Annotated in this window: 18 protein-coding genes; 16 read left to right on the top strand and 2 right to left on the bottom strand. The window is 34.4% G+C overall.

From position 1 onward, the window contains the following. Positions 1 to 102: 102 nt before the first annotated feature. The 10 genes from BOW57_RS19000 (at position 103) to BOW57_RS18955 (ending at position 12865) form a co-directional block, all read left to right on the top strand. Positions 103 to 1458: a sigma-54 dependent transcriptional regulator gene (locus BOW57_RS19000; RefSeq protein ID WP_129056569.1), complete on the top strand. Its 1356-nt coding sequence runs from the start codon at positions 103 to 105 to the stop codon at positions 1456 to 1458. 356 nt (positions 1459 to 1814) lie between these two features. Beyond that, the gene (locus BOW57_RS18995) at positions 1815 to 2096 is read left to right on the top strand and encodes a hypothetical protein (RefSeq protein ID WP_089056021.1); all 282 of its coding nucleotides are present in this window, start codon (positions 1815 to 1817) and stop codon (positions 2094 to 2096) included. Between the two features lie 173 nt (positions 2097 to 2269). Then, the gene (gene kdpF, locus BOW57_RS18990; protein WP_111376125.1) at positions 2270 to 2347 is read left to right on the top strand and encodes a K(+)-transporting ATPase subunit F; all 78 of its coding nucleotides are present in this window, start codon (positions 2270 to 2272) and stop codon (positions 2345 to 2347) included. 102 nt (positions 2348 to 2449) lie between these two features. Further along, positions 2450 to 4171 carry a potassium-transporting ATPase subunit KdpA gene (gene kdpA, locus BOW57_RS18985; RefSeq protein ID WP_129056567.1) on the top strand — a complete coding sequence of 574 codons (1722 nt, stop codon included), beginning with the start codon at positions 2450 to 2452 and terminating at the stop codon, positions 4169 to 4171. A gap of 270 nt (positions 4172 to 4441) precedes the next feature. Beyond that, complete coding sequence (kdpB, locus tag BOW57_RS18980) at positions 4442 to 6475, top strand: potassium-transporting ATPase subunit KdpB (RefSeq protein ID WP_129056565.1); 2034 nt, start codon at positions 4442 to 4444, stop codon at positions 6473 to 6475. A 164-nt stretch (positions 6476 to 6639) separates the two neighbouring features. Further along, positions 6640 to 7191, top strand: a complete 552-nt coding sequence (locus BOW57_RS18975; RefSeq protein WP_129056562.1) for a K(+)-transporting ATPase subunit C — start codon at positions 6640 to 6642, stop codon at positions 7189 to 7191. 390 nt (positions 7192 to 7581) lie between these two features. Beyond that, positions 7582 to 8661, top strand: coding sequence for a porin (locus BOW57_RS18970; RefSeq protein ID WP_129056560.1), 1080 nt, complete (start codon positions 7582 to 7584; stop codon positions 8659 to 8661). A gap of 148 nt (positions 8662 to 8809) precedes the next feature. Beyond that, complete coding sequence (locus BOW57_RS18965; RefSeq protein ID WP_129056558.1) at positions 8810 to 9934, top strand: sensor protein KdpD; 1125 nt, start codon at positions 8810 to 8812, stop codon at positions 9932 to 9934. A 209-nt stretch (positions 9935 to 10143) separates the two neighbouring features. Further along, positions 10144 to 11862 carry an ATP-binding protein gene (locus BOW57_RS18960; protein ID WP_129056556.1) on the top strand — a complete coding sequence of 573 codons (1719 nt, stop codon included), beginning with the start codon at positions 10144 to 10146 and terminating at the stop codon, positions 11860 to 11862. A gap of 241 nt (positions 11863 to 12103) precedes the next feature. Then, on the top strand, positions 12104 to 12865 hold the full coding sequence (locus tag BOW57_RS18955) for a phosphatase PAP2 family protein (RefSeq protein WP_129056555.1): 762 nt from the start codon (positions 12104 to 12106) through the stop codon (positions 12863 to 12865). Positions 12866 to 13011: 146 nt separating this feature from the next. Here the strand turns inward: BOW57_RS18955 and BOW57_RS18950 are convergent, their stop codons facing one another. After that, positions 13012 to 13785 carry a LexA family transcriptional regulator gene (locus BOW57_RS18950; RefSeq protein WP_089059304.1) on the bottom strand — a complete coding sequence of 258 codons (774 nt, stop codon included), beginning with the start codon at positions 13783 to 13785 and terminating at the stop codon, positions 13012 to 13014. An 89-nt stretch (positions 13786 to 13874) separates the two neighbouring features. Here BOW57_RS18950 and dinB point away from each other — a divergent pair, with 89 nt between their 5' ends. The 6 genes from dinB to BOW57_RS18920 all read left to right on the top strand — a co-directional run bounded on the left by dinB (position 13875) and on the right by BOW57_RS18920 (position 21417). Further along, the gene (dinB, locus tag BOW57_RS18945) at positions 13875 to 15056 is read left to right on the top strand and encodes a DNA polymerase IV (protein WP_129056553.1); all 1182 of its coding nucleotides are present in this window, start codon (positions 13875 to 13877) and stop codon (positions 15054 to 15056) included. Beyond that, the gene (locus BOW57_RS18940) at positions 15056 to 18109 is read left to right on the top strand and encodes a DNA polymerase III subunit alpha (protein WP_129056550.1); all 3054 of its coding nucleotides are present in this window, start codon (positions 15056 to 15058) and stop codon (positions 18107 to 18109) included. Before dinB ends, BOW57_RS18940 begins: the two co-directional genes overlap by 1 nt. A gap of 120 nt (positions 18110 to 18229) precedes the next feature. Further along, positions 18230 to 19609, top strand: a complete 1380-nt coding sequence (locus tag BOW57_RS18935; RefSeq protein WP_129056548.1) for an exonuclease domain-containing protein — start codon at positions 18230 to 18232, stop codon at positions 19607 to 19609. A gap of 24 nt (positions 19610 to 19633) precedes the next feature. Continuing rightward, entirely contained in the window at positions 19634 to 20266 is a 633-nt protein-coding gene (locus BOW57_RS18930; protein ID WP_129056546.1) for an alpha-ketoglutarate-dependent dioxygenase AlkB, read from the top strand. Positions 20267 to 20414: 148 nt separating this feature from the next. Further along, positions 20415 to 20876: a DUF1810 domain-containing protein gene (locus BOW57_RS18925; RefSeq protein WP_129056544.1), complete on the top strand. Its 462-nt coding sequence runs from the start codon at positions 20415 to 20417 to the stop codon at positions 20874 to 20876. 139 nt (positions 20877 to 21015) lie between these two features. Then, complete coding sequence (locus BOW57_RS18920) at positions 21016 to 21417, top strand: MFS transporter (protein WP_129056542.1); 402 nt, start codon at positions 21016 to 21018, stop codon at positions 21415 to 21417. Positions 21418 to 21531: 114 nt separating this feature from the next. On the opposite strand, the gene BOW57_RS18915 is transcribed toward BOW57_RS18920, so the two are convergent. After that, the gene (locus BOW57_RS18915; protein WP_129056540.1) at positions 21532 to 22944 is read right to left on the bottom strand and encodes an APC family permease; all 1413 of its coding nucleotides are present in this window, start codon (positions 22942 to 22944) and stop codon (positions 21532 to 21534) included. Positions 22945 to 23378: the final 434 nt, after the last annotated feature.

Here is a 23378-nt window from a genome sequence, read left to right as displayed (position 1 = left end):
AATTCGTGGCAAAAAATAATTTCTGCTGAATCAAAAAAGAGAACTGATTTTAAACCTAAATTTGTACATCAAAATATCTATTCGGTTTTAGCTTATCTGCAAATGACACACAAAATTTTAATTATAGACGACGAAGAAAAACTAAGAAGTCTGCTGGCACGTATTATAAAATCAGAAGGTTTTGAAGTTATCGAAGCCAAAGATTTAAAATCAGGTTTTAAGAAATTGGAACAAACTGATGTTGATGTCGTTTTGTGTGATGTTAAACTTCCCGACGGAAATGGTGTCGATTTTCTTCAAAACATAAAAGGAAATTTCCCATTGACAGAAGTTATCCTATTAACGGCCTTTGGAAATATTCCAGATGGAGTTCAAGCGATGAAAAATGGCGCTTTTGATTATATTGTAAAAGGAGATGATAATGATAAAATTATTCCGCTTCTGTACAAAGCCGTCGAAAAAGTGCATTTGCAAAAAAAAGTGCAGCAGCTTGAAAAGCGAATCAATGATAAATATTCATTTAAAACTATCATTGGAAAATCAAAAGGTCTTGAACAGGTAATTGATTTGGCACAAAAAGTAGCCAAAACAGATTCGACTGTTTTACTTACAGGCGAAACTGGAACTGGAAAAGAAGTTTTTGCACAAGCTATTCATGAAAACAGTAATCGAGCAGGAAAATCATTTGTGGCTTTAAACTGCAGTACTTTTAGCAAAGAAATTCTTGAAAGCGAATTATTCGGTCACAAACAAGGAGCTTTTACAGGAGCTTTAAAAGATAAAAAAGGTTTTATTGAAGAGGCAAACGGCGGTACTTTATTTCTAGATGAAATTGGTGAAATGCCAATTGACCTTCAGGCTAAATTATTAAGGGTTTTAGAAACCAGCGAATATATTCCCGTTGGTGATACTACCTCAAAAAAATCAAATTTTAGATTAATTGCTGCTACAAACCGTGATCTAAAAACAGAGAGTGATGAACATCGTTTTCGTTCTGATTTGTATTTCCGTTTGAATATTTTCGAAATTAAGCTTCCTTCTTTAAGAGAAAGAATTAAAGATATTCCAGTATTGACTCATTACTTTGTTAAACAGTTTTCTGAAAAAACGAATAAAAAAACGTTACACATTGCAGATGATTTCCTTCAGAAGCTAGAAAATTATTCTTGGCCTGGAAATATCCGCGAACTTAAAAATATTATCGAGAGATCAGTTATTTTGAGTAATGGTGATACTTTAACTTCGGATGTTCTGCCTTATGAGATGCAGCATCAAGCAGAAAAAAATTCAAAACCAATGTCAGCTTTCTCCATGCAGAGTGTTGAAAAACTCCATATTCAAAAGGTTTTAAACTATACAAAAGGAAATAAAGCTGAAACAGCACGATTATTAGAAATTGGGATTGCGACTTTGTATCGAAAATTAGAAGAATATGGGATAGAAAATTCCAAAATTTAAAAATTCCAATGGCAATGTCAATTTTCAAAACTTCGGAGAAGCGCAATATTTATAGATTATCCCATTACCATTAAAATAAAAAGCTCCAGCGGAGCGAAACCCACACAATCCATAAATATAAAACCCCGCTGGGGTTCTGATAAATGTGGATTTGTAATGTTCTATAAATATTCCGCTTCTCCGAAGCTTAAAAATACATATCAAAACGAGAAAAGCTTATCAAAATGATAGGCTTTTTTTATGCCTTTTTTTTGGCACAAAACTACATTCCTTTTATTGACAGTACTTTAGATACAACTTCATTTTTTCGGAACATATTTTGGCATAAGGAGAGAGAACATTAAAATTCATTCCAAATGAAAAACCAAGTCACCTCAATCTGCAAACAAGCTGAACGCTTTGCTGAGATAACCAAAAAATCTATTATTTCGGGTAATATCGTTCGGGCAAAAAAATGCCTGGCTCTTGCTGAACGTCTATTTGTAACCGGAAGCATCGAAACAAAAAATGCCATTTCCAATGTGTATGTTTTCTCAGTTTCTTCTTTTATGGAAATGCGTCACTGCAATATTTCACATCTTTTTCCTCAAACCCTTAAAGCTGAATATATCAAGCAGGTTAATGCCTCTGGCGTTTAAAAAGTTTAATCAGTTAACTGTTTAATTGTTTAATCGAAAAAATCTTAAATCTAAAGTCTACAATCTTAAATCTAAAATAATCTCCTATGATCACTTTTCTTTTACTCGGGCTGGCCGTTGTGCTGTTTATCATTTGTTTTCTCTCTGTTGAATTCTTTGAAAAAATCTAAATCATGACTGCACTATTTATTATTTCAATCGCTGTTTTCTTGTATTTGATTTATGTATTAATCAAACCTGAAAAATTTTAAATCATGTAAAAGTGAAATGCTTTAAGTGAAATGTAAACGCAAATTTTATTCATCAATCCATTTTACAAATCACCTCCCCTTTCACTAAAAAAAATAAAAATTATGAACACAGAATTATTAGGCGTCATTGGTATTTTCATCTTAACTATTCTTTTAGCGATTCCTTTAGGAAAATATATTGCTAAAGTTTATTTGGGAGATAAAACACTTTTTGACCCGATTTTCAATCCAATTGAAAAACTTATTTTTAAAATCAGCGGTATAAATCCTGCCGAAGAAATGAACTGGAAACAACACTTAAAAGCACTTTTAAGTATAAACATGATTTGGTTTTTTCTTTGCTTTTTTGTCTTATTGTCTCAAGGTTCTTTGCCCCTCAACCCAGATAACAACCCATCTATGACACCTGATCTGGCATTTAATACTGCCATTTCATTTTTAGTCAATTGTAATTTACAGCACTATTCAGGCGAAAGCGGGGTTTCATACCTTTCACAAATAGTATTAATGTTTCTTCAATTTGTTTCTGCTGGTATCGGATTGGCTGCTGCTGCAATGGTATTTACTGCAATGAAGGAAAGAACTACTGAACAACTGGGTAATTTTTACAATTATTTTATCAAAAGCTGTACTCGTATTTTATTACCGCTTTCAGCAATTGTAGCAATCGCTTTAGTTTTTAGCGGAACTCCAATGACTTTTGAAGGAAAAGATGCTATTACAACTTTACAAGGTGACAAAGTAGAAGTATCGAGAGGTCCTGCTGCTGCTTTTATTGCTATTAAACATATTGGTACAAATGGCGGCGGATTTTTTGGAGCTAACTCCTCACATCCGTTAGAAAACCCGACTTATTTTACTAATGGAGTTGAACTTTGGGCACAAATGATTGTTCCGTTTGCGATGATTTTTGCTTTAGGTTTTTATTTAAAGAAAAGAAAACTATCCTACATAATCTTCGGAGTAATGACAGTTGGATTCCTATTATTAGTAACTCCAACAGTAATGAGCGAAATCAACGGAAATCCTGCCATCGAAAAAATGGGAATCGCACAGACAACTGGAGCGATGGAAGGAAAAGAAGTTCGATTTGGACCAGCAATATCTGGTTTTTGGAGTATTGCTACAACCGTAATTTCTACAGGTTCAGTTAATAGTATGCACGATAGTTCTATGCCTGTTTCTGGCGCAATGGAATTACTGGCTATGATGGTTAATGCTTTTTACGGCGGATGTGGTGTTGGTATTTTGAATTACTACATTTTTATTATTCTGGCTGTATTTATCTCCGGATTAATGGTTGGTCGAACTCCTGAATTTTTAGGCAAGAAAATCGAAGCTCGGGAAGTAAAAATAGCTGCTTTTATCGCCATTCTTCATCCATTATTAATATTATCAGGAACCGCTTTAGCTTCTTACTTTGCTGCACATGATACTGCGATGGGTTATTGGTTCAGCGGCAACGCAACAGGCTGGTTAAATAATCCTGGAAATCATGGATTCTCAGAAATGTTATACGAATACACTTCTAGCGCAGCCAACAACGGTTCTGGGTTTGAAGGTTTAGGAGATAATAACCCGTTTTGGAATATCACAACAGGAATTGTGTTACTGTTAAGCCGCTTTATTCCAATCATCGGACCATTGGCAATTGCAGGTTTATTGGCTGGTAAAAAATACATTCCTGAAAGTGCAGGAACTCTAAAAACCGATACCTCAATTTTTGGAATCATGACTTTTGCCGTAATCGCAATTATCGCTGCTTTATCATTCTTCCCGGCGCTGGCACTTGGACCATTAGCAGAGTATTTTACACTAAAATAAAATGCTAGATATTTTAAACACATAGAAACATAGAATTAAATCTATAAAAAAGAGTAAAAAGAAAACTCGTTTTTACACATAGTTCGAATAACGATTTTACCATTCGCATTTCAATATAGCCCGTGGTTTCAACCACGGGAAACGAATTGCAGGGACAAAGATTGTGATATACGTTGCGTTCCAGTGGTTGAAACCGCTGGCTATATTCTATAATCTATGTGTTTTTATCGCATAACATTTAACAAATAACATTTAACTTTTTACAAGAAAATGACAACTAATAAATCCACATCATTGTTTGAAAGCAAACAGGTAAAAGAAGCCTTAGTGCAGTCTTTTGTCAAGCTGAACCCAAAAATGATGATCAAAAATCCGGTAATGTTTACCGTAGAAATTGGAACTGCAATTATGTTTGCTGTCTGCATTTCGATCTTAATGGGCGCAAATGACCAAGGAAGTTTTACTTATAACTTAATTGTGTTTTTAATTTTACTGGCAACACTTCTATTTGCCAATTTCGCCGAAGCTATCGCCGAAGCAAGAGGAAAAGCACAAGCCGACAGTTTACGAAAAACAAGAGAAGAAACTCCTGCAAGACAAATTATGCCTAACGGAGAAATCAGAAATATCAGTTCTTCGGCATTGAAAAAAGATGATATTTTCATTTGCGAAGCTGGCGATTTAATTGCTGCCGATGGTGAAATTATCGAAGGTCTTGCAACAATCGACGAAAGTGCCATTACTGGAGAAAGTGCTCCTGTAATTCGGGAAGCTGGCGGAGACAAATCTTCAGTAACCGGAGGAACAAAAGTATTATCTGATAAAATCAAAGTAAAAGTAACTTCTGAACCCGGCGAAAGCTTTTTGGATAAAATGATTGCTTTGGTTGAAGGTGCGAGCCGTCAGAAAACACCAAACGAAATTGCACTAACCATTTTATTGGCTGCATTTACTTTAATCTTCGTGATTGTGTGCGTTACGCTAAAACCGTTTGCCGACTATGCAAACGCACCCATCACGATTGCAGCTTTCATTGCTTTGTTTGTATGTTTGATTCCAACTACAATTGGAGGCTTACTTTCTGCGATTGGTATTGCGGGAATGGACAGAGCTTTACGAGCTAACGTAATCACGAAATCTGGAAAAGCAGTTGAAACTGCCGGAGATATTGATGTACTGCTTTTAGATAAAACAGGAACAATTACAATCGGGAACAGAAAAGCAACCAATTTTTATCCTTCTAAAGGAATTTCAGAAGAAGAATTTATAAAATCTGCTGTGCTAAGTTCATTAGCAGATGATACTCCGGAAGGGAAAAGTATCGTGGAATTGGCAGGAGCCGAAACTGCCAGTAAATTATCTATTGAAGGTGCTACTTTAATCAAATTTACCGCTGAAACGAGAACTTCCGGAGTTATTTTAAAAGATGGTACAAATATTAGAAAAGGTGCGCAAGATGCTGCTAAAAATATCGCACTGCAAGCAGGAAATTCTTTTCCAGAAGATACTGCTCAACAAGTAATTACGATTTCATCTAACGGGGGAACTCCACTGGTTGTTATTAAAAACAATGAAATTCAAGGTGTTATCGAACTTCAGGATATTATTAAAACAGGAATGAAAGAACGTTTTGAGCGCTTACGCAGAATGGGAATCAAAACGGTTATGGTTACAGGTGATAATCCGTTAACGGCTAAATTTATTGCCGAAGCTGCTGGTGTTGATGATTTTATTGCCGAGGCTAAACCTGAGGATAAAATGAACTACATCCGAAAAGAACAGGCTGAAGGAAGACTGGTTGCCATGATGGGTGACGGAACAAATGATGCTCCTGCCCTTGCCCAAGCCAATGTCGGCGTTGCCATGAACAGCGGAACTCAAGCGGCAAAAGAGGCCGGAAACATGGTCGATCTTGACAATGATCCAACGAAACTAATTGAGATTGTTGAAATTGGAAAACAGCTTTTAATGACTCGAGGTACTTTAACTACTTTTTCTATTGCAAATGACGTTGCGAAATACTTTGCTATTGTTCCTGCTCTTTTTATTACTGCGATTCCTGCGCTGCAAGGTTTAAATATCATGAATCTTCACAGTCCTGAAAGTGCGATTTTATCGGCTGTAATTTTCAACGCGATTATCATTCCGATATTGATTCCGCTTGCGCTGAAAGGGGTTGATTATCGTCCAATTGGAGCCAGTGCCATCTTAAAAAGAAATCTTTTGATTTATGGTCTTGGTGGATTGATTGTGCCTTTTATCGGAATTAAAGTTATTGATTTACTGGTAGCACTTTTTATGTAAGGTTCTAAGATGCTAAGATTCTAAGGGACTAAGGTTTTTCTCTTAGAATCGTAAAATTCAGGAATCTTTAAAAACTCAAATAAAAAACACAGACCTTAGATTGCTAAGCTTCTGAAAAAAAACTTAGAACCTTAGCAACTTAGTCCCTTAGAATCTCAAAAAAAATGAAAAATCTATTTTCTATAATAAAACTTACTGTAGCGACTTTAATCTTATTCGCAGTTATTTATCCTTTAGCGATTTACGGAATCGCAAAATTAGCTCCAAATCAAGGAAAAGGAGAAACGGTTTCGGTGAACGGAAAAGTTGTTGGCTATCAAAAAATTGGTCAAAAATTCGATAAGTCGAATTATTTCTGGGGAAGACCCTCAGCTGTTGATTATAACGCGGCGGGAAGTGCCGGAAGCAACAAAGGTCCAAGTAATGCTGAATATTTAGCTTTGGTTCAAAAAAGAATTGATACACTATTACTTGTACATCCTTACTTGAAAAAATCTGAAATTCCCGCTGATATGGTTACAGCTTCTGGAAGTGGTTTAGATCCGAATATTTCTCCGCAAGGTGCTTTGATTCAAGTAAAACGAATTGCTAAAGAAAGAAATTTAGCTGAAGCTAAAGTAAAAGCCTTGGTTGAATCTAAGATTAATTCGGCCGTTGTTGGTCCTGAAACTGTGAATGTTTTGGAATTGAATGTGGCGTTGGATCAGCTTCGCTGAAAAAGGTTCTGAGATTCTGAGTCGCTAAGGTTCTAAGGTTTTTCTATGCGCATTCTTGTCATTTCGACTTAAGGAGAAATCTTCGCAAGAAGCTCCGCAAAGAATGTCAATCTGTGTCGATCTAGCAACGAAGATTTCTCCTTAAGTCGAAATGACAAAATAAGACGTTGAATCAAAAACTTTAAAATTAAATACCTACAAAGTTTTGTAAACCTTGCAGGAAACAAAAACGCCTTTTTTACCCCAAATACTCTAGCCCCGATAGTAGTGGAAATCCTTTTGTGCCGGCGTTCGGCACAAAAGATTGAAATGGATAGCGGGAAATAGCTCCTAAAAAAAATCTACTAATAATTAATTTAACCCTTTCGGGTTTGAATACCACAATTAGCAATGAAAAAAATTATACTTACTGCTTTAATCGCTTTTGGTTACAGCAATTTACATGCACAAGAAGAAACAAAAAGTCCATTAACATTTTCAGGATATGTAGAAACTTATTATAGTTACGATTTTGGAAAACCGCAAAATCATACTCGACCAAACTTTTTTTACAATTTTAATAAAAGTAATGAAGTGAATATTAATTTAGGAATGGCAAAAGTAAATTATAACAAAGACAATATTCGTGGTAATTTTGCTCTAATGGCAGGAACTTACGCCGAATATAATATGGCTGCCGAGCAAGGTTTATTGAAAAATGTTTACGAAGCGAATGTTGGTGTAAAGATTTCGAAAAACCATAATTTGTGGATTGATGCCGGAATTATGCCTTCGCATATTGGCTTTGAAAGTGCGATTGGAAAAGATTGCCAGACTTTATCACGAAGCATTCTGGCTGAAAATTCTCCTTATTATGAAACGGGAGTTAAAATTAGTTATACTTCTGAATCTGGGGAATGGTATTTGGCAGGTATGTACTTGAATGGCTGGCAAAGAATTGAGAAAGTAGAAGGCAATCAAACGCCTGCTTTTGGAACTCAGGTTGCGTACGAACCGTCTGATCGGGTTGCTTTGAACTGGAGCACTTATGTTGGAAATGAACAGCCGGATATTGATAAAAAATGGCGTTATTTCAACAACTTTTACGGACAGTTTAAGGTAACGGAAAAGACAAATATTACTGCTGGTTTTGATATTGGATCTCAGCAATCAGCTAAAAATAGTAATAAATACGATACTTGGTTTTCGCCAGTTTTAATTTTGCAATACAAACCAACTGATAAAATTCAGCTTGCAGCACGAGGTGAATATTATAGTGATGAAAAAGGTGTAATTATCGCAACTGAAACACCAAATGGTTTTAAAACTTATGGATTTTCAGCTAACTTTGATTACTTAGTTACTGATAATGTTATGTTTAGAATTGAAGCCAGAAATCTTTCAAGTAAAGATGAAATCTTCACAAATAAAGATAATCTTCCAACGGATACGAATACGTTTGTAACGACTTCGCTGGCGATTTCTTTCTAAACATTAAAAGATTTTTTACCATTAAGAGATTAAGAAAATTAAGTTTTAGCACCTCATTTAAATCTAGAATACAGAACATTAAGCTTAATGTTCTGTAGACAAAGAAAAGCTTAACTTCCTTAATTTCTTAATGGTTAAACCAAAAAATATGGAAAACGAAAATAATAACGCACAGCACTTTCTCGATTTAATTCAGAAATCACGAAAAGGAAAGTTCAAAATCTACATTGGAATGAGCGCTGGTGTGGGCAAAACTTTTCGTATGCTACAGGAAGCACATTCGTTATTGAAAAACGGAATCGACGTCAAAATTGGCTATATCGAAACGCACATGCGAAAGGAGACGCATGAATTATTAGCGGGTTTGCCGATTATTCCGAGACGGACTATTTTCTATAAAGGAAAAGAATTGGAAGAACTCGATGTTCAGGCGATTATTAATCTTCGTCCAGAAGTGGTTATTGTTGATGAATTGGCACACACAAACATTGAAGGAAGCAAAAATGAAAAACGCTGGCAGGATGTTTTAGAGATTTTGGAAGCTGGAATTAATGTGATTTCTGCGGTGAATATTCAGCATATTGAAAGTTTAAATGAGGATGTAAAACGTATTACAAATATTGATGTTCAGGAACGCATTCCTGATAATGTTCTGCGATTGGCGGATGAAGTCGTGAATATCGATTTAACATCAGAAGATTTGATTGCGCGTTTGAAAGAAGGAAAAATTTATACTCCAGATAAAATTCAAACGGCTTTAACGAATTTTTTTAAATCGGAACAAATTCTGCAATTGCGCGAATTAGCTTTGAAAGAAGTCGCCAGTCAGGTCGTTCGGAAAGTAGAAAATGAGGTGCCGAATTTGCACGCTTTACGTCATGAAAAATTATTAGCTTGTATTAGCAGTAATGAAAAAACAGCTAAAATAATAATTCGGAAATCAGCACGATTGGCAAGTTATTACAACGGTTTCTGGTATGTTTTATATGTTGAAACGCCCAAAGAAAGCAGTAACCGAATTGCACTTGACAAACAAAGACATTTAATTAATAACTTTAAACTCGCTGTGCAATTAGGTGCGGAAGTTATTAAATTGGAAAATTCAAATATTACGGATGGTATTTTGAAAACCGTAGAAGAAAAACAAATTACAACGGTTTGTATAGGGAAACCGCATTTTAATTTGTTTAAAGTAATTTTGTCTACAACAATTTTCAGGCGTTTGCTCAATAAACTTTCTTTATCAAATGTCGATCTTGTTATTCTGTCGTGAATTTTTTTTTAACCATATAAGTGATATAAGTTCATTTAATTAAGAACGTTGAAATTTAACCGCAAAGAACGCAAAGTTTTTTTAATCTAATCTTTGTGTGCTTTGCGAAACCTTAGCGTTCTTTGCGGTTAGAAAAAAGAATTCTAATATTTTCTTATATCACTTATATGGTTTTAAAAAAAAATCAGAAAAATTAAATGTTTTATAAAATGAGAATTAAAACCAAATTGAATCTGGGAGTTGGATTGTTATTTTTAATGATCATTATACTTTCGTTAGTGAGCGGTTATTCTGTTTTTTTGATAAAAGCAGATACAGAGAATATTCTGAAAGCGAATTATAATACGCTGGAATATTCCAGAAATATGATTTTGTCTTTGGATGAAATTAAAGCGAATCCTGATAATAAAATTCAAGTTTTTAAAGAATATCTTGAAAAACAAACACTAAATGTTACCGAACCAGGAGAAAAGGAGGCGACTGAAAATCTGGAAAAAAGTTTTACACTTTTAGAAAAAAATGGAGCAAATGAAGTTATAAAAGCAAAAATCAGACAGGATATTTTTGCCATTATGAAACTCAATTTGGATGCTATAAAACAGAAAAGCGACATTGCAAAACTGACTGCTGAAAATGCCAATTTATGGATTGCAATTGTGGGAAGTTTATGTTTTCTGATTGCTTTTAATCTGCTCGTCAACTTACCCAATAATATTGCCAATCCAATTAAGGAATTAACGCTGAGTATTAAGGAAATTGCGAATAAAAATTATTCGGAGCGAGTTCATTTTACAAGTCATAGCGAATTTGGAGATTTAGCAAAATCGTTTAATACGATGGCGCAGAAACTTCAGGAATATAATGATAGCAATTTGTATAAGCTCTTTTTTGAGAAGAAACGACTGGAAACGCTTATCAATAATATGCACGATCCTATTATTGGTCTAGATCATGAAGGAATTGTTTTGTTTGCCAATGATGAAGCGCTGAGAATTATTGGTCTGAAACTGGAAGATGTTATCGGAAAATCGGCTTCTACTCTGGCCTTGTCTAATGATTTAATTCGTTCTTTGATTTTAAAAGAGGATGTTGATACACCTAAAAAACAACCGCTTAAAATTTATGCGCACGGAAAAGAAAGCTATTTCGAAAAAGAAATTCTAAATATTACGATAATTCCAACTGGAGAAGAAAAAGAAATCAATATTGGCGATGTTATTATCCTGAGAAATATTACCCTTTTTAAAGAACTTGATTTTGCCAAAACCAATTTTATTGCCACAGTTTCGCACGAATTAAAAACGCCAATTGCTTCTATAAAATTAAGTCTTCAATTACTTGAAAATGGAAAAACAGGCAACATGAACGACGATCAGAAACAATTGGTCGAAAGCATCAAAGATGACAGTCAGCGCTTATTGAAAATTACAGGTGAACTACTTAATTTATCACAATTAGAAACTGGAAATATTCAGTTGACTATCGAAAAAAGCAATCCGCATAAAATTGTAAATTATGCTGTTGAAGCAGTAAAAGTTCAAGCCGACCAAAAACAAATTAAACTTGTAATTGATGCTGATGAAAATCTTCAAGATGTGAAAGCCGACAGCGAAAAAACAGGTTGGGTTCTAATTAATTATTTGTCGAATGCAATCAGATATTCTTCTGAAAAAAGCATTATTCATATCAAATTAAAGAAAGAAAACAATCAAATCGTATTTCAGGTTATCGACACTGGAAAAGGAATTGACACAAGATATAAAGACAGAGTTTTTGATAAATATTTCCAAGTTCCCGGCAGTCAGAAATCTGGAACAGGATTAGGATTAGCCATTAGTAAAGAATTTATTGAAGCACAGAGCGGAAATGTTGGTGTAGAAAGTAATTTGGGATTAGGAAGTACGTTTTGGTTTTCGTTGAAAGTTTAAGAATAATTATTAAAAAGAAAAAAAACGTCTGTCAGTCTGAGCGAAGTCGAAGACCTTTCGTACTTGTAAAACCCATCGACTTCGCTCAGGGTGACACTTAAAAACAATTCAAAATTTAGCCAATCTTAATACAATTCCCTTATTTAAAACCAACAGGTTAATATTAACTTAAGGTTCAATTAAGGCAAAAATACTTTGATTGGACATTCGTTATTATTGTAAATCATAACAAAAACAAACGATGTCTTGTAAAGCTATTTCTCTGGTATTTCTATTCGTTTTTTTGAGCACAAATGCTCAGCAAAACGACTCCATTACAAAAATTGACAGTACTTCACATCAGCTAAAATTCAATTACAAACAATTGATTATTCCTGGTGTATTAATTGGGTACGGTGTTATTGGACTTGAAAGCGATCAGTTACTGAGTTTTAATTCGCAAATTAAAAAAGAAGTTACTGAAGATATTGATAACAAAATCACCATTGATGATTTCTCGCAATATGCGCCTGCTGCATCGGTTTATGCTTTGAACGCTTTTGGTGTAAAAGGTAAAAATAATATGCGGGATCGTTCTGTTATATTTGTGACTTCGTATGCTATTATGGCGACAACGGTTTTAGGTTTAAAATCGATTACACATGAAGAAAGACCAGACGGAAGTTCGAACAATTCCTTTCCTTCCGGTCACACTGCAACTGCTTTTGCTGGAGCTGAATTTTTATGGCAGGAATACAAAGACAAATCGATTTGGTATGGAATTGCTGGTTATGCTGTTGCAACTGGAACCGGATTATTTAGAATTTACAACAATCGCCATTGGTTGACCGATGTTGCCGCTGGGGCAGGAATTGGAATTCTAAGTACAAAAATCGCCTATTGGATAAATCCATATATCACTAAAAAATTATTCAAATCGTCATCTGAAAATAAATCAACTTCTATGATAATGCCTTTTTATAACGGGCAGCAATATGGTTTGGGTTTTGCGAAGGTGTTTTAGATTTTTTTGCCACAGATTAAAAGGATTACAAAGATTTTTTGAATGGCCTTGTCTAGATTTTCCGCCACGACCCGAGTGATAGCGAACAAGCGAAGTAATTCACGAATTTTAATTTAAAATAATTCGTGAATTCGTGGCGGAAAAAATTACGTATTCGAAGTATTATTTTTAATTTCCATTACTTCTCTTTTCACTTCTAGAAGCAGTTCTTTCATGCTTTCGGTTTCAGACAATGTTTGTTTTTTGTCTGATCGTCCGATGTTGCATTCATATTCCCAAATCTCCAAAATATCAGAAGCTTTCACTTCATAATTCGGATAAAAACTATTATCCGATTCTAAAACCAAGGTGTTTTTTTTGTTCTTATTAAGCCGTTTATAAACCATTCCTTCATTTTTGGTAATCAAAATATAAGTTTTTCCATCCATCACTTCTCCTAACCTTTCGACATAACGCCCAATAATTATTGAACCAGCTTCGTGCGGAGGCATCGAGTCGCCTTCTACAGGAAAACCTCTGTGTTTGCCCGGTCCTAAAAATGGAAGTGAAACCTGCTGTAAACTTTCAATATATTCAGGATCAGCATATCCGTTTAGGTAACCGGCTTTTGCTTTTTGGGAAACAATTTCAATATAATTTTCTCCAAAATTATCGACTTGAATAGGCAGAATAAGTCGGTTTCCTTCGAGTTTTATCAAATTTTCGATGTTGATTTTCCGAATATCGACCGACAATAACAAATCGATACTTGTATGAAAAAACAAGGCGATTTTCTTTAAAATATCATACGGCGCTTCCGAAGTTCCATCTTCGTATTTCACGTATCTTCCTCTTGTAATACTAAGGTTTCCAGCTAATTTCTCCTGCGATATTTTATGCTTAACCCTCAATGCTCTGATGTTATCTGAAAATAAAGACATAATTAATTTGTTATAATTTGGAACAGCAAATATATAAAAAAATGTTCTTATCTGTGCTAATTTTGTTCCATACAAAAACAAAAAGGAAAATGGCAAGGGCAATCGTACATATGGATTTGGATACCTTTTTTGTATCCTGCGAAAGACGCACTAACTCAGAACTCAATGATATTCCGCTTATTATAGGCGGAGGAGATCGCGGTGTTGTGGCCTCTTGTTCGTATGAAGCACGCAAATATGGAGTTCGTTCTGCTATGCCAATTCGTATGGCTTTAAAACTTTGTCCAACTGCAAAAGTGATGAAAGGCGACATGGAATTATATTCGCAACTTTCTCATGATGTTACCGAAATTCTTCAGGAAAAAGCGCCTGTTTTAGAAAAAGCCAGTATCGATGAATTTTATATGGACATTACCGGAATGGACAAATTTCACGGCAGTTATAAATGGACAAATGAATTGGCTCAAAAGGTAATTAAAGAAACTGGATTGCCTATTAGTTTTTCATTATCCATCAATAAAACCGTTTCTAAAATTGCAACTGGCGAAGGCAAACCTGTAGGGAATCTTGAAATTCCGGAACAAAAAGTACAAGATTTTTTAAATCCGTTATCGATTCAAAAAATCCCAATGGTTGGTGCTGTGACTTTTCAGCTTTTGTCTAGAATCGGCGTTCGTAAAATTCAGACTTTAGCCGAAATGCCTGCCGAAGTTTTACAGCAGATGATTGGTAAAAATGGTCTGGAACTTTGGAAAAAAGCGCACGGAATTGATCATACTCCTGTTGAACCTTACACCGAGAGAAAATCAATTTCGACCGAAACTACTTTTTCTCAAGATACTATTGATCTTGCAAAACTGAGAAGAATATTATTAGGAATGGTCGAAAAACTAGCTTTTCAGCTTCGTGCGGAACAATGGCTGACTTCAACGGTTACGGTTAAAATACGTTACGCCAATTTTGATACCGAAACCAAACAATGTCGAGTAGCTTATACTTCAGCCGATCATGTCTTGACCAAAAATGTAATAGAACTTTTTGAGAAAGTGTATCAGCGTCGTATGCGTCTGCGCTTGATTGGTGTTCGCTTTAGCGGATTGGTACGCGGAACTTATCAAATTGATCTTTTTGAAGATACTCAGGAAATGCTTTCACTTTACGAAGCCATGGACAAAATGAAAAGCCGTTATGGTTTTGATGCCGTAATGCGCTGCGCCGGAGCTCACTTTAAACCAAATAATAAAGACGAAATTTTAAAACGCAAGAAATAATGTATCTCAATTGTCATTCTTATCATTCATTACGTTACGGCACGATTCCGCTTAAGGAATTGATTGCTGAAGCGGTTTTGCATGGTATAAAAGCAATGGCATTGACGGATATTAATACCGTTACAGGAATTTACGATTTTATAAAAGCGTGTCAGGAAAAAGAAATCAAACCTTTGGTTGGAATGGAATTTCGATGTAATCACGAATTCCGATATATTGGTCTGGCGCAAAATGCTGAAGGTTTGGCTGAAATGAATGTTTTTCTGACGGAATATAATTTCAGCGGAGAAACTTTGCCTTTGCGTGCTCCAAAATTCGAATCCGCATTTGTGATTTATACTTTAGAAAATGCTCCTGAAACTCTTTTTGAAAATGAATTTATTGGAGTTCGTCCTGAAGAAGTTTCGAGTCTTCTGACTTCAAAACATAAAAATAAAATCTCCAAAATGGTGATTTTACAGCCTGTCACTTTTAGAAGCAAAAAAGAATACAACCTTCATAAAGTGCTTCGGGCTATTGATACCAATATTATTTTATCGAAACTTACAGAGGCAGATTATTGCAAAGTTTCTGATGTGATGAAACCTGTAGAATCGATTCTGCCATTCTATGAAAAATATCCTGAAATCATTTTGAATACACAATGTATCATTGACGATTGTAATTTTCAATATGATTTTTCAGCTAAAAGAAATAAAAAATTCTATACTGAAAACCGTCAAAAAGATTTAGAAAAACTGACTGAATTGGCTTGGGAAGGATTTGAAAAACGTTACGGAAACGAAAATCTAGAAGCAAAAGCACGTGTTGAAAAAGAATTAAAAGTAATTGACGAATTAGAATTCAGCGGTTACTTTTTAATTACTTGGGACATTATTCAGTACAGCAATAGTAAAGGTTTTATGCATATCGGGCGCGGCAGCGGCGCCAACAGTATTATTGCTTATTGTCTCGGAATTACCGATATCTGTCCGATTGAACTGGATTTGTATTTTGAACGTTTTTTAAACCTCAACCGCAAAACTCCACCTGATTTTGATATTGACTGGAGCTGGCAGGAACGCAATATAATTTTAGAATATATTTTTGGAAAATACGGCAAAGATCATGTTGCTTTTTGCGGTACGAATGTCGAGTTCAAATATCGATCTATTTTTAGGGAAGTTGGAAAAGTTTTTGGCCTTCCTAAAGAAGAATTAGATCTTTTGGCAAAAAATCCGGAAGAACTTCATCCAACCAATAAAATTGTAAAACTAGTTCAGGAATACGGGCAAATGATGGGAAAATATCCCAATCAACGAAGCATGCATGCCTGCGGAATTTTGATTTCTGAAGAACCCATTACAAATTACACGCCTCTGGAAATGCCTCCAAAAGGTTTTCCAATCGTACTTTTTGACATGCATATTGCAGAGGAAATTGGTTTTGATAAATTTGATATTCTAAGTCAACGCGGTATTGGTCATATTGATGACAGCGTAAAACTAATTGCCAAAAACCGAGGAGTAAAAGTAAATATTCGTGATACTACAATTTCTAAAGACGAAGCGGTTTGCAATTCTTATTTAGCAAAAGGACATACAATTGGCTGTTTTTATATCGAAAGTCCTGCTATGCGTGGTTTACTGCGTCGTTTAAATTGTGACAATTATAAAATTCTTGTCGCCGCGTCGTCTATCATTCGTCCCGGAGTTGCACAATCGGGAATGATGAAAGAGTATATTTTTCGCCATAACAATCCGACTCAGTTTGAATATTTTCATGAGGTTTTCAGAGAACATCTCGGTGAAACTTACGGCATTATGGTTTATCAGGAAGATGTAATCAAAATCGCTCAGCATTATGGTGGACTACCCGCTCCTGACGGAGATATTCTACGCCGTGCCATGTCAGGAAAAGGAAGATCTTTGGAAGCTCTGCAAAAAGTAAAAGATAATTTCTTTGAGAGTTGTGCTCAAAAAGGACATCCATTATCGCTGAGTCAGGAAATTTATCGCCAGATCGAATCTTTTGCGGGATATTCTTTCTGCAAAGCGCATTCGGCTTCTTATGCGGTTGAAAGTTATCAGAGTTTGTATCTGAAAGTGTATTATCCGATTGAGTTTATGACTGCGGTAATCAATAATCAGGGCGGATTTTACAGAACCGAAGTATATGTACACGAAGCACGAATGTCTGGCGGAACGGTTCATAATCCGTGTGTGAATAAAAGTGAATATCAAACCACTTTGTATGGAACTGATATTTACCTTGGCTTTATGCACATTCAAAGTCTGGAATCTAAAATCGCTCATTTGGTTGAAGAGGATCGAAATAGAAAAGGTGATTTTAGTTCCCTCGAAAATTTTATAAATCGGATTCCAATTGGGATTGAAGGCGTTAAAACACTGATTTTCATTAATGCTTTTCGTTTTACAGGGAAAACTAAAAATCAGCTGTTGGTAACTGCCAGTCTACTGTTGAATAATTTTAAGCCTGAAAACAGAGATCTAAAATTACTGCAGGAACCCGTTAAAGAATACAAACTTCCAAAATTGGAACGTTCTGTTTTTGAAGATGCGTTTGACGAAATCGAATTATTGAGTTTCCCCGTTTCATGTACTGTTTTTGATCTTTTACAAACCAAACATCGCGGTGATGTGATGGCGAAAGATTTGGTTCAGTATCATAAAAAACAAGTTAGAATGCTGGCGTATTTAATTTCCAGAAAACATGTCCCAACAAAAAAAGGAACTATGTATTTTGGAACCTGGATCGACCATGAAGGTACTTATTTTGATACGGCACATTTTCCTGATAGTTTAGAAAAATATCCATTTCAGGGCGGCGGCTGCTATTTATTATTAGGAAATGTTGAAGTTGATTATCATTTCCCGACGATAACAATAATCAAAATGGCAAAAATGCCTTTTATTCCAGATCCACGTTATATGGATGCTAAAGACCAATATAAAACACAAAGCCAAATTAAAGAAGATATAAGCCTGACACATCGTAAACCTTATCCACAGGCGCACGAAATTAATCTGCCAAGACATCGAATGAAATTTTAAATGAGTATCATAGTTTTAACACATAGATAAATAGTTTTTTAGCTTGTAGAAGTGCGATTTTTAACTTTAAGTCTATGTGTTAAATTTTAATAACTAAAGAAGAATTTACGTTATATACAAATGAAAAATACGGAATATGCCATAGTCGATATTGAAACCACAGGCGGAAATGCCAGTGACAGCCGCATTACAGAAATTGCAATCATTATTCATGATGGCAAAAATGTAATTGACCGTTATGAAACGCTTGTAAATCCAGAAAAAGATATACCGTTGTCTATTTTTGGATTAACGGGTATTAATAACGAAATGGTGGCGAGTGCACCTATTTTTGATGACATTTCAGAAAAAGTATTGGAAATGCTTACTGATCGTATTTTTGTTGCTCATAATGTAAACTTCGATTATTCATTTATTCACCATCAGTTGGAGCAAGCGGGTTTTAAATGGTCGGCACAAAAACTTTGTACCGTTCGTGCAGCAAGAAAAATCAAGCCGGGTTTAGGTTCTTACAGTTTAGGAAATCTTTGCAATTCTTTAAATATATCTCTAGAAAACAGACATCGCGCTGGTGGAGACGCAGATGCGACTGCTGTATTATTCTCTCTTCTGTTAGAATGGGATGATGCGGGAGAAATCGAAAATATGATCAAAAAAACAGCTCAAGATCAGCGCTTACCTCCTAACCTTCCACCAGATGATTTTAATAATTTACCCGAAAAACCAGGTGTGTATTATTTTTATAATCAGGCGAAAAAAGTAATTTATGTTGGAAAAGCTATCAATGTAAAAAAACGTGTGGCATCACATTTTAGCGGCAATAATATCAATTCTCAAAGACAGCATTTCTTGAGAGATATTCACGGAATTTCCTTTGAAATCTGCGCTACTGAATTAATGGCACTTTTGTTAGAATGCACCGAAATAAAACAGCTTTGGCCAACCTACAATAGAGCATTAAAACGTTTTGAAGCAAAATTTGGCATTTATCAGTATGAAGCCAGAAACGGTTATAAATATTTAGCCGTTGGAAAACTGAGTAAATTTCAGACTTGCATTCATGAATTTAACAGCATGTATAACGCTATAAATTTACTCCGAGATCTGTCTGCACAATTTGAAATTGATCAAAGATTCTGCAAATATTCCAGACCTGAAGAAGGAGAATTTATACAAAATAATGATGTCAGAAATCTGCCTGATGTTTTGCTTCATAACGAACAAGTTGATAATGCTATTGATTTTTTATTGAACAACAGACCTTCTTTCGCTATTATAGACAAAGGAAGATCAAAAGAGGAACGCAGTTGTATTTGGATTGAAAACGGTCATTTTTATGGTATGGGTTATATTCCATCAGACATTTCAATTCATGATCCTGAAGAAGTAAAAAACTATGTTACGACTTATAAAAGCAATCAATATATAGAACAATTGATTTTTGCTTTCGCAGAAAAATATCCTCGAAAAGTATTCTTCAATAAGCATTTTCAGAATTAAGCCTAAACTTAGAAAATTTAAGTTATGACACTATTTAACGACACCGAATTATTTGCAACGGGTTTGGAAGGCAGAAAAATATTTGACATTCCTGACTCAGAGCTTATTTTGATAGATAATTTCTTTAATAAAGAAGAATCTGATCGTTTTTATGAAAGAATACTTCGCAAAACCAAATGGAGAGAATATGAAATGGAAATTTATGATAAAACTTACACTGTTCCTCGAATGATTTCTTGGTATGAAGACAAAGATAATCCCGGAGCAGATCTAAACGGGCCAGATTGGACTTATGAATTATTAACCATTCGGAGCCGTGTAGAGAAAGAAACGCAGCTTGATTTTAACAGTCTCCTTTTAAATTTGTACCGTAATGGAAATGACGGTGTAGGATGGCACAGCGACAAAGAACATAATACAGGACCTAATCCAGTTATTGCTTCGGTAACTTTTGGAGAAACCAGAATGTTCAGGCTCCGGCATAAATACAGTAAGGAAATTCCGCAAGTTGAAATTCCATTACATCATGGTTCTTTTTTATTAATGTCAGGAACTACCAATAGTTTTTGGCAGCATCAAGTTCCTAAAACAGCACGGCCTGTTTTACCCAGAATAAATCTGACTTTTAGACAAACTAAACGAGTTTATGATATATAAACAACTCTAAATGAGCTTTTTCTTACTTAAAAACGATGAGGAAAATTCTTCAAAAAAAAGTTAAATTACTCACTACGTGCATCTTTTATTAGGCAGACCCTTTCTTTTTTAGTACTTTTGCAACCCTTTTTTAAATACAATACCACAAATGGCATATTCAAACAATGATTTAGCGCGCTTTTTAGATGCGCAGAATAAACTTTATCTTACCGCACTTTCAGAAATTAAAAAAGGAAAGAAAGAAACTCACTGGATGTGGTTCATTTTCCCACAGGTAAAAGGATTAGGTAAGAGCGATACTGCAAATCTTTATGCAATTGCCGATTTAAAAGAAGCTTCAGAATTTCTAGAGCATCCTATTTTAGGAAAACATCTTATAGAAATTTCAGAACTGTTATTAACTTTTAAAAGAAAATCAGCTGATGGAATTTTAGGAGATTTAGATGCTCGAAAATTACGTTCGTCTATGACACTTTTTTCTATGACTGAAAATACAAATCCGATATTTCAGGAAATATTAGATGCTTTTTTCTCGGGAGAATCAGACCCACTTACTATTTCTATTATTAATTCAACTATAAAATCTTCTGTTGAACCTGTTATCGCATAACAATCTCAATAGATTATTTGACATCAAAAGACACTGTTTTTCTAAGCAGTGTCTTTTTTTATGATTAAGCAATAACTCATTATTTTTTTATTGCAAGCAGCTTTTTTAGTTTTATATTGTACCCTCAAAAAACTAAACCATGACTCAAAAAATCAAAACCTTGCAAATTATTCATCTTGCTGTTTGTGCAGGAACAATTCTTGTCTATTTCTTTTTAGGCGAACTTTCAATTGAAAAATTAAAAAACATTCCCAGTATAGACTCATCCTCAATTGTATATGTTTTTATACCTGTTCTAGCTTTTGTTTTAAGTACTTTTTTATTCAAATCACAATTAAAACAAATAGATCCTAAATTAAAAACGGAAGACAAATTGCCTGTTTATCAAACTGCTTCTATAATGCGATGGACAGTTCTTGAAGGTGCTGCTTTTTTAATATTATTTTTTAAACCTGATTTTATATTATTTGGGCTACTTATTATAATATATCTGATTTTATTAAGACCTACTGAGGAGAGAATTAATAATGAGTTGGCTTAAACCTCATAAAAATTTTCTTTATAGAAATTCTATATATTTTAATTGTAACGAAAAAACGCCTTATGAATAAGGCGTTTTTTATATCTAGATATTAATTTTAGCTCAAAGCCAGTACTAAACTTCTTTTGGTTTTGTTAGATAATAAACTGGAATTCCTGTAAGCATAATCAATACGCCCCAACCGCAAGTTGAAAATTTCACAACAAGCAATGATATACAAATTGCTGTTGCAATTATTATATACAACATTGGTAAAAAAGGATATCCAAACGCTTTATAAGGTCTTTCAATATCTGGCATTTTCTTGCGTAAGATAAAAATTCCATAAATCGTTAAAATATAAAAAATCAAAACAATGATGATTACAAAATCTAACAAATCACCATATTTACCTGTAAGACATAAAGCCGAAGCCCAAATACACTGTGCCCATAATGCCCAAGCTGGTACACTTGAACTATTTAAAACTGCAGCTTTTTTAAAAAACAAACCATCGTTTGCCATTGTATAATAAACTCTTGCGCCAGCCATAATTAATCCGTTATTGCAGGCAAAAGTCGAAATCATAATCATAATAGCTATAATCAATGTACCTATATTTCCAAAAATATATTGCGAAGCTACAACCGCCACACGATCAGATTTTGCAGTTGCAATTTCATCAAGCGGAATTACAGCTAAATACATAATGTTTGTAAGAACGTAAATAATTGTAACTATAAAAGTTCCTAAAAATAAACTGAAACCAACGTTACGTTTTGGATTTTTAATTTCGCCGGCAATAAAAGTTACACCATTCCATGCATCACTTGAGAATAAAGAGCCAACCATTGCTGCTGAAATTCCAGTAACCAAAGCCATACCTCCAATTGGCATCCACGAACCGCTTTCTTTGTCAAACGAACGAGTATTCCAAGCGTCTGCCCAATTAGCATCCCAAACTGAAGCTTTTGCTGCAAGTGTAAATCCGAATACAATTAATCCCAGCAACGATAAAATTTTGATAATTGTTAAAACGGTTTGCAGAATTTTACCATTTTTTACCCCGCGGCTATTAATGTATGTCAATAAAATAATAGTGAATATCGATACTAACTGCGCTGAATTAAGCTTGAAAGAACCAATTTCATACAATATATTTTCATCGCTGAAAGGTTCATACAAATACGCTGCAAATTTTGAAAAAGCAACTCCAACAGCGGCAATTGTACCGGTTTGAATTACGGCAAAGAAACTCCAGCCATACAAAAACGCAATTAACTTATTGTACGCTTCTTTTAGATATACATATTGCCCTCCCGCTTTTGGGAACATTGCACTTAATTCACCATAACTTACAGCGGCAATAACAGTTATTAATCCTGAGATTAACCAAATTAGCGTAAGCCATCCTGCTGAACCTACTTGTCTGGCAATATCTGCACTTACAATAAATATTCCAGATCCAATCATAGAACCAACCACAAGCATGGTTCCGTCTAATAATCCGAGTTCTCTTTTAAAATTTTCTTGGTCGTTTTCTTGCATTTTTTTGGTTTTTGGTTGGTTAAAGATATACTTTTTTCTGAAATCTTATAATTTCGGTTTCTAATTTTTAAAGTTGCAAATTCTAACTCTAAAATTTAAAATTGATTAATCATATTGACCTTTCAAAAGCTAAAACTTGTAAATACTTTGTTATCAAAACAGATCGATAATTCTTTTTATTTTTCAATAAAACTTAATTAAAAAAAATAAAAAATACTTAAACAAAAAAATCAAAACATCATTTTATACATATAGGTTTCAATTAGCATTAATCGCTTTTAATTCTTGATCAATAATAACAACAGGAACATTGTTTTAAAAAACAAAAAAACTCAAATACTTAAAAACCAATAAGTTAAACCGTATAATTATTTAACAAATTTAATCGTAAGAAAAAACAGATCATTTGTAAAACCCAATCTTTTTTTTATTAA

The organism is Flavobacterium sp. YO64, from assembly GCF_004119505.1.
In the GTDB taxonomy this organism is placed as follows: Bacteria; Bacteroidota; Bacteroidia; order Flavobacteriales; family Flavobacteriaceae; genus Flavobacterium; species Flavobacterium oncorhynchi.
The sequence above is the reverse complement of the archived record's forward strand: the minus strand, read 5'-3'. Positions and strand labels throughout refer to the sequence as shown.

Excerpts from the sequence above, each read along its gene's own strand:
- BOW57_RS19000 (WP_129056569.1), top strand. The coding sequence starts at position 103 with ATGACACACAAAATTTTAATTATAGACGACGAAGAAAAACTAAGAAGT.
- BOW57_RS18995 (WP_089056021.1), top strand. The coding sequence starts at position 1,815 with ATGAAAAACCAAGTCACCTCAATCTGCAAACAAGCTGAACGCTTTGCT.
- kdpF (WP_111376125.1), top strand. The coding sequence starts at position 2,270 with ATGACTGCACTATTTATTATTTCAATCGCTGTTTTCTTGTATTTGATT.
- kdpA (WP_129056567.1), top strand. The coding sequence starts at position 2,450 with ATGAACACAGAATTATTAGGCGTCATTGGTATTTTCATCTTAACTATT.
- kdpB (WP_129056565.1), top strand. The coding sequence starts at position 4,442 with ATGACAACTAATAAATCCACATCATTGTTTGAAAGCAAACAGGTAAAA.
- BOW57_RS18975 (WP_129056562.1), top strand. The coding sequence starts at position 6,640 with ATGAAAAATCTATTTTCTATAATAAAACTTACTGTAGCGACTTTAATC.
- BOW57_RS18970 (WP_129056560.1), top strand. The coding sequence starts at position 7,582 with ATGAAAAAAATTATACTTACTGCTTTAATCGCTTTTGGTTACAGCAAT.
- BOW57_RS18965 (WP_129056558.1), top strand. The coding sequence starts at position 8,810 with ATGGAAAACGAAAATAATAACGCACAGCACTTTCTCGATTTAATTCAG.
- BOW57_RS18960 (WP_129056556.1), top strand. The coding sequence starts at position 10,144 with ATGAGAATTAAAACCAAATTGAATCTGGGAGTTGGATTGTTATTTTTA.
- BOW57_RS18955 (WP_129056555.1), top strand. The coding sequence starts at position 12,104 with ATGTCTTGTAAAGCTATTTCTCTGGTATTTCTATTCGTTTTTTTGAGC.
- BOW57_RS18950 (WP_089059304.1), bottom strand. The coding sequence starts at position 13,785 with ATGTCTTTATTTTCAGATAACATCAGAGCATTGAGGGTTAAGCATAAA.
- dinB (WP_129056553.1), top strand. The coding sequence starts at position 13,875 with ATGGCAAGGGCAATCGTACATATGGATTTGGATACCTTTTTTGTATCC.
- BOW57_RS18940 (WP_129056550.1), top strand. The coding sequence starts at position 15,056 with ATGTATCTCAATTGTCATTCTTATCATTCATTACGTTACGGCACGATT.
- BOW57_RS18935 (WP_129056548.1), top strand. The coding sequence starts at position 18,230 with ATGAAAAATACGGAATATGCCATAGTCGATATTGAAACCACAGGCGGA.
- BOW57_RS18930 (WP_129056546.1), top strand. The coding sequence starts at position 19,634 with ATGACACTATTTAACGACACCGAATTATTTGCAACGGGTTTGGAAGGC.
- BOW57_RS18925 (WP_129056544.1), top strand. The coding sequence starts at position 20,415 with ATGGCATATTCAAACAATGATTTAGCGCGCTTTTTAGATGCGCAGAAT.
- BOW57_RS18920 (WP_129056542.1), top strand. The coding sequence starts at position 21,016 with ATGACTCAAAAAATCAAAACCTTGCAAATTATTCATCTTGCTGTTTGT.
- BOW57_RS18915 (WP_129056540.1), bottom strand. The coding sequence starts at position 22,944 with ATGCAAGAAAACGACCAAGAAAATTTTAAAAGAGAACTCGGATTATTA.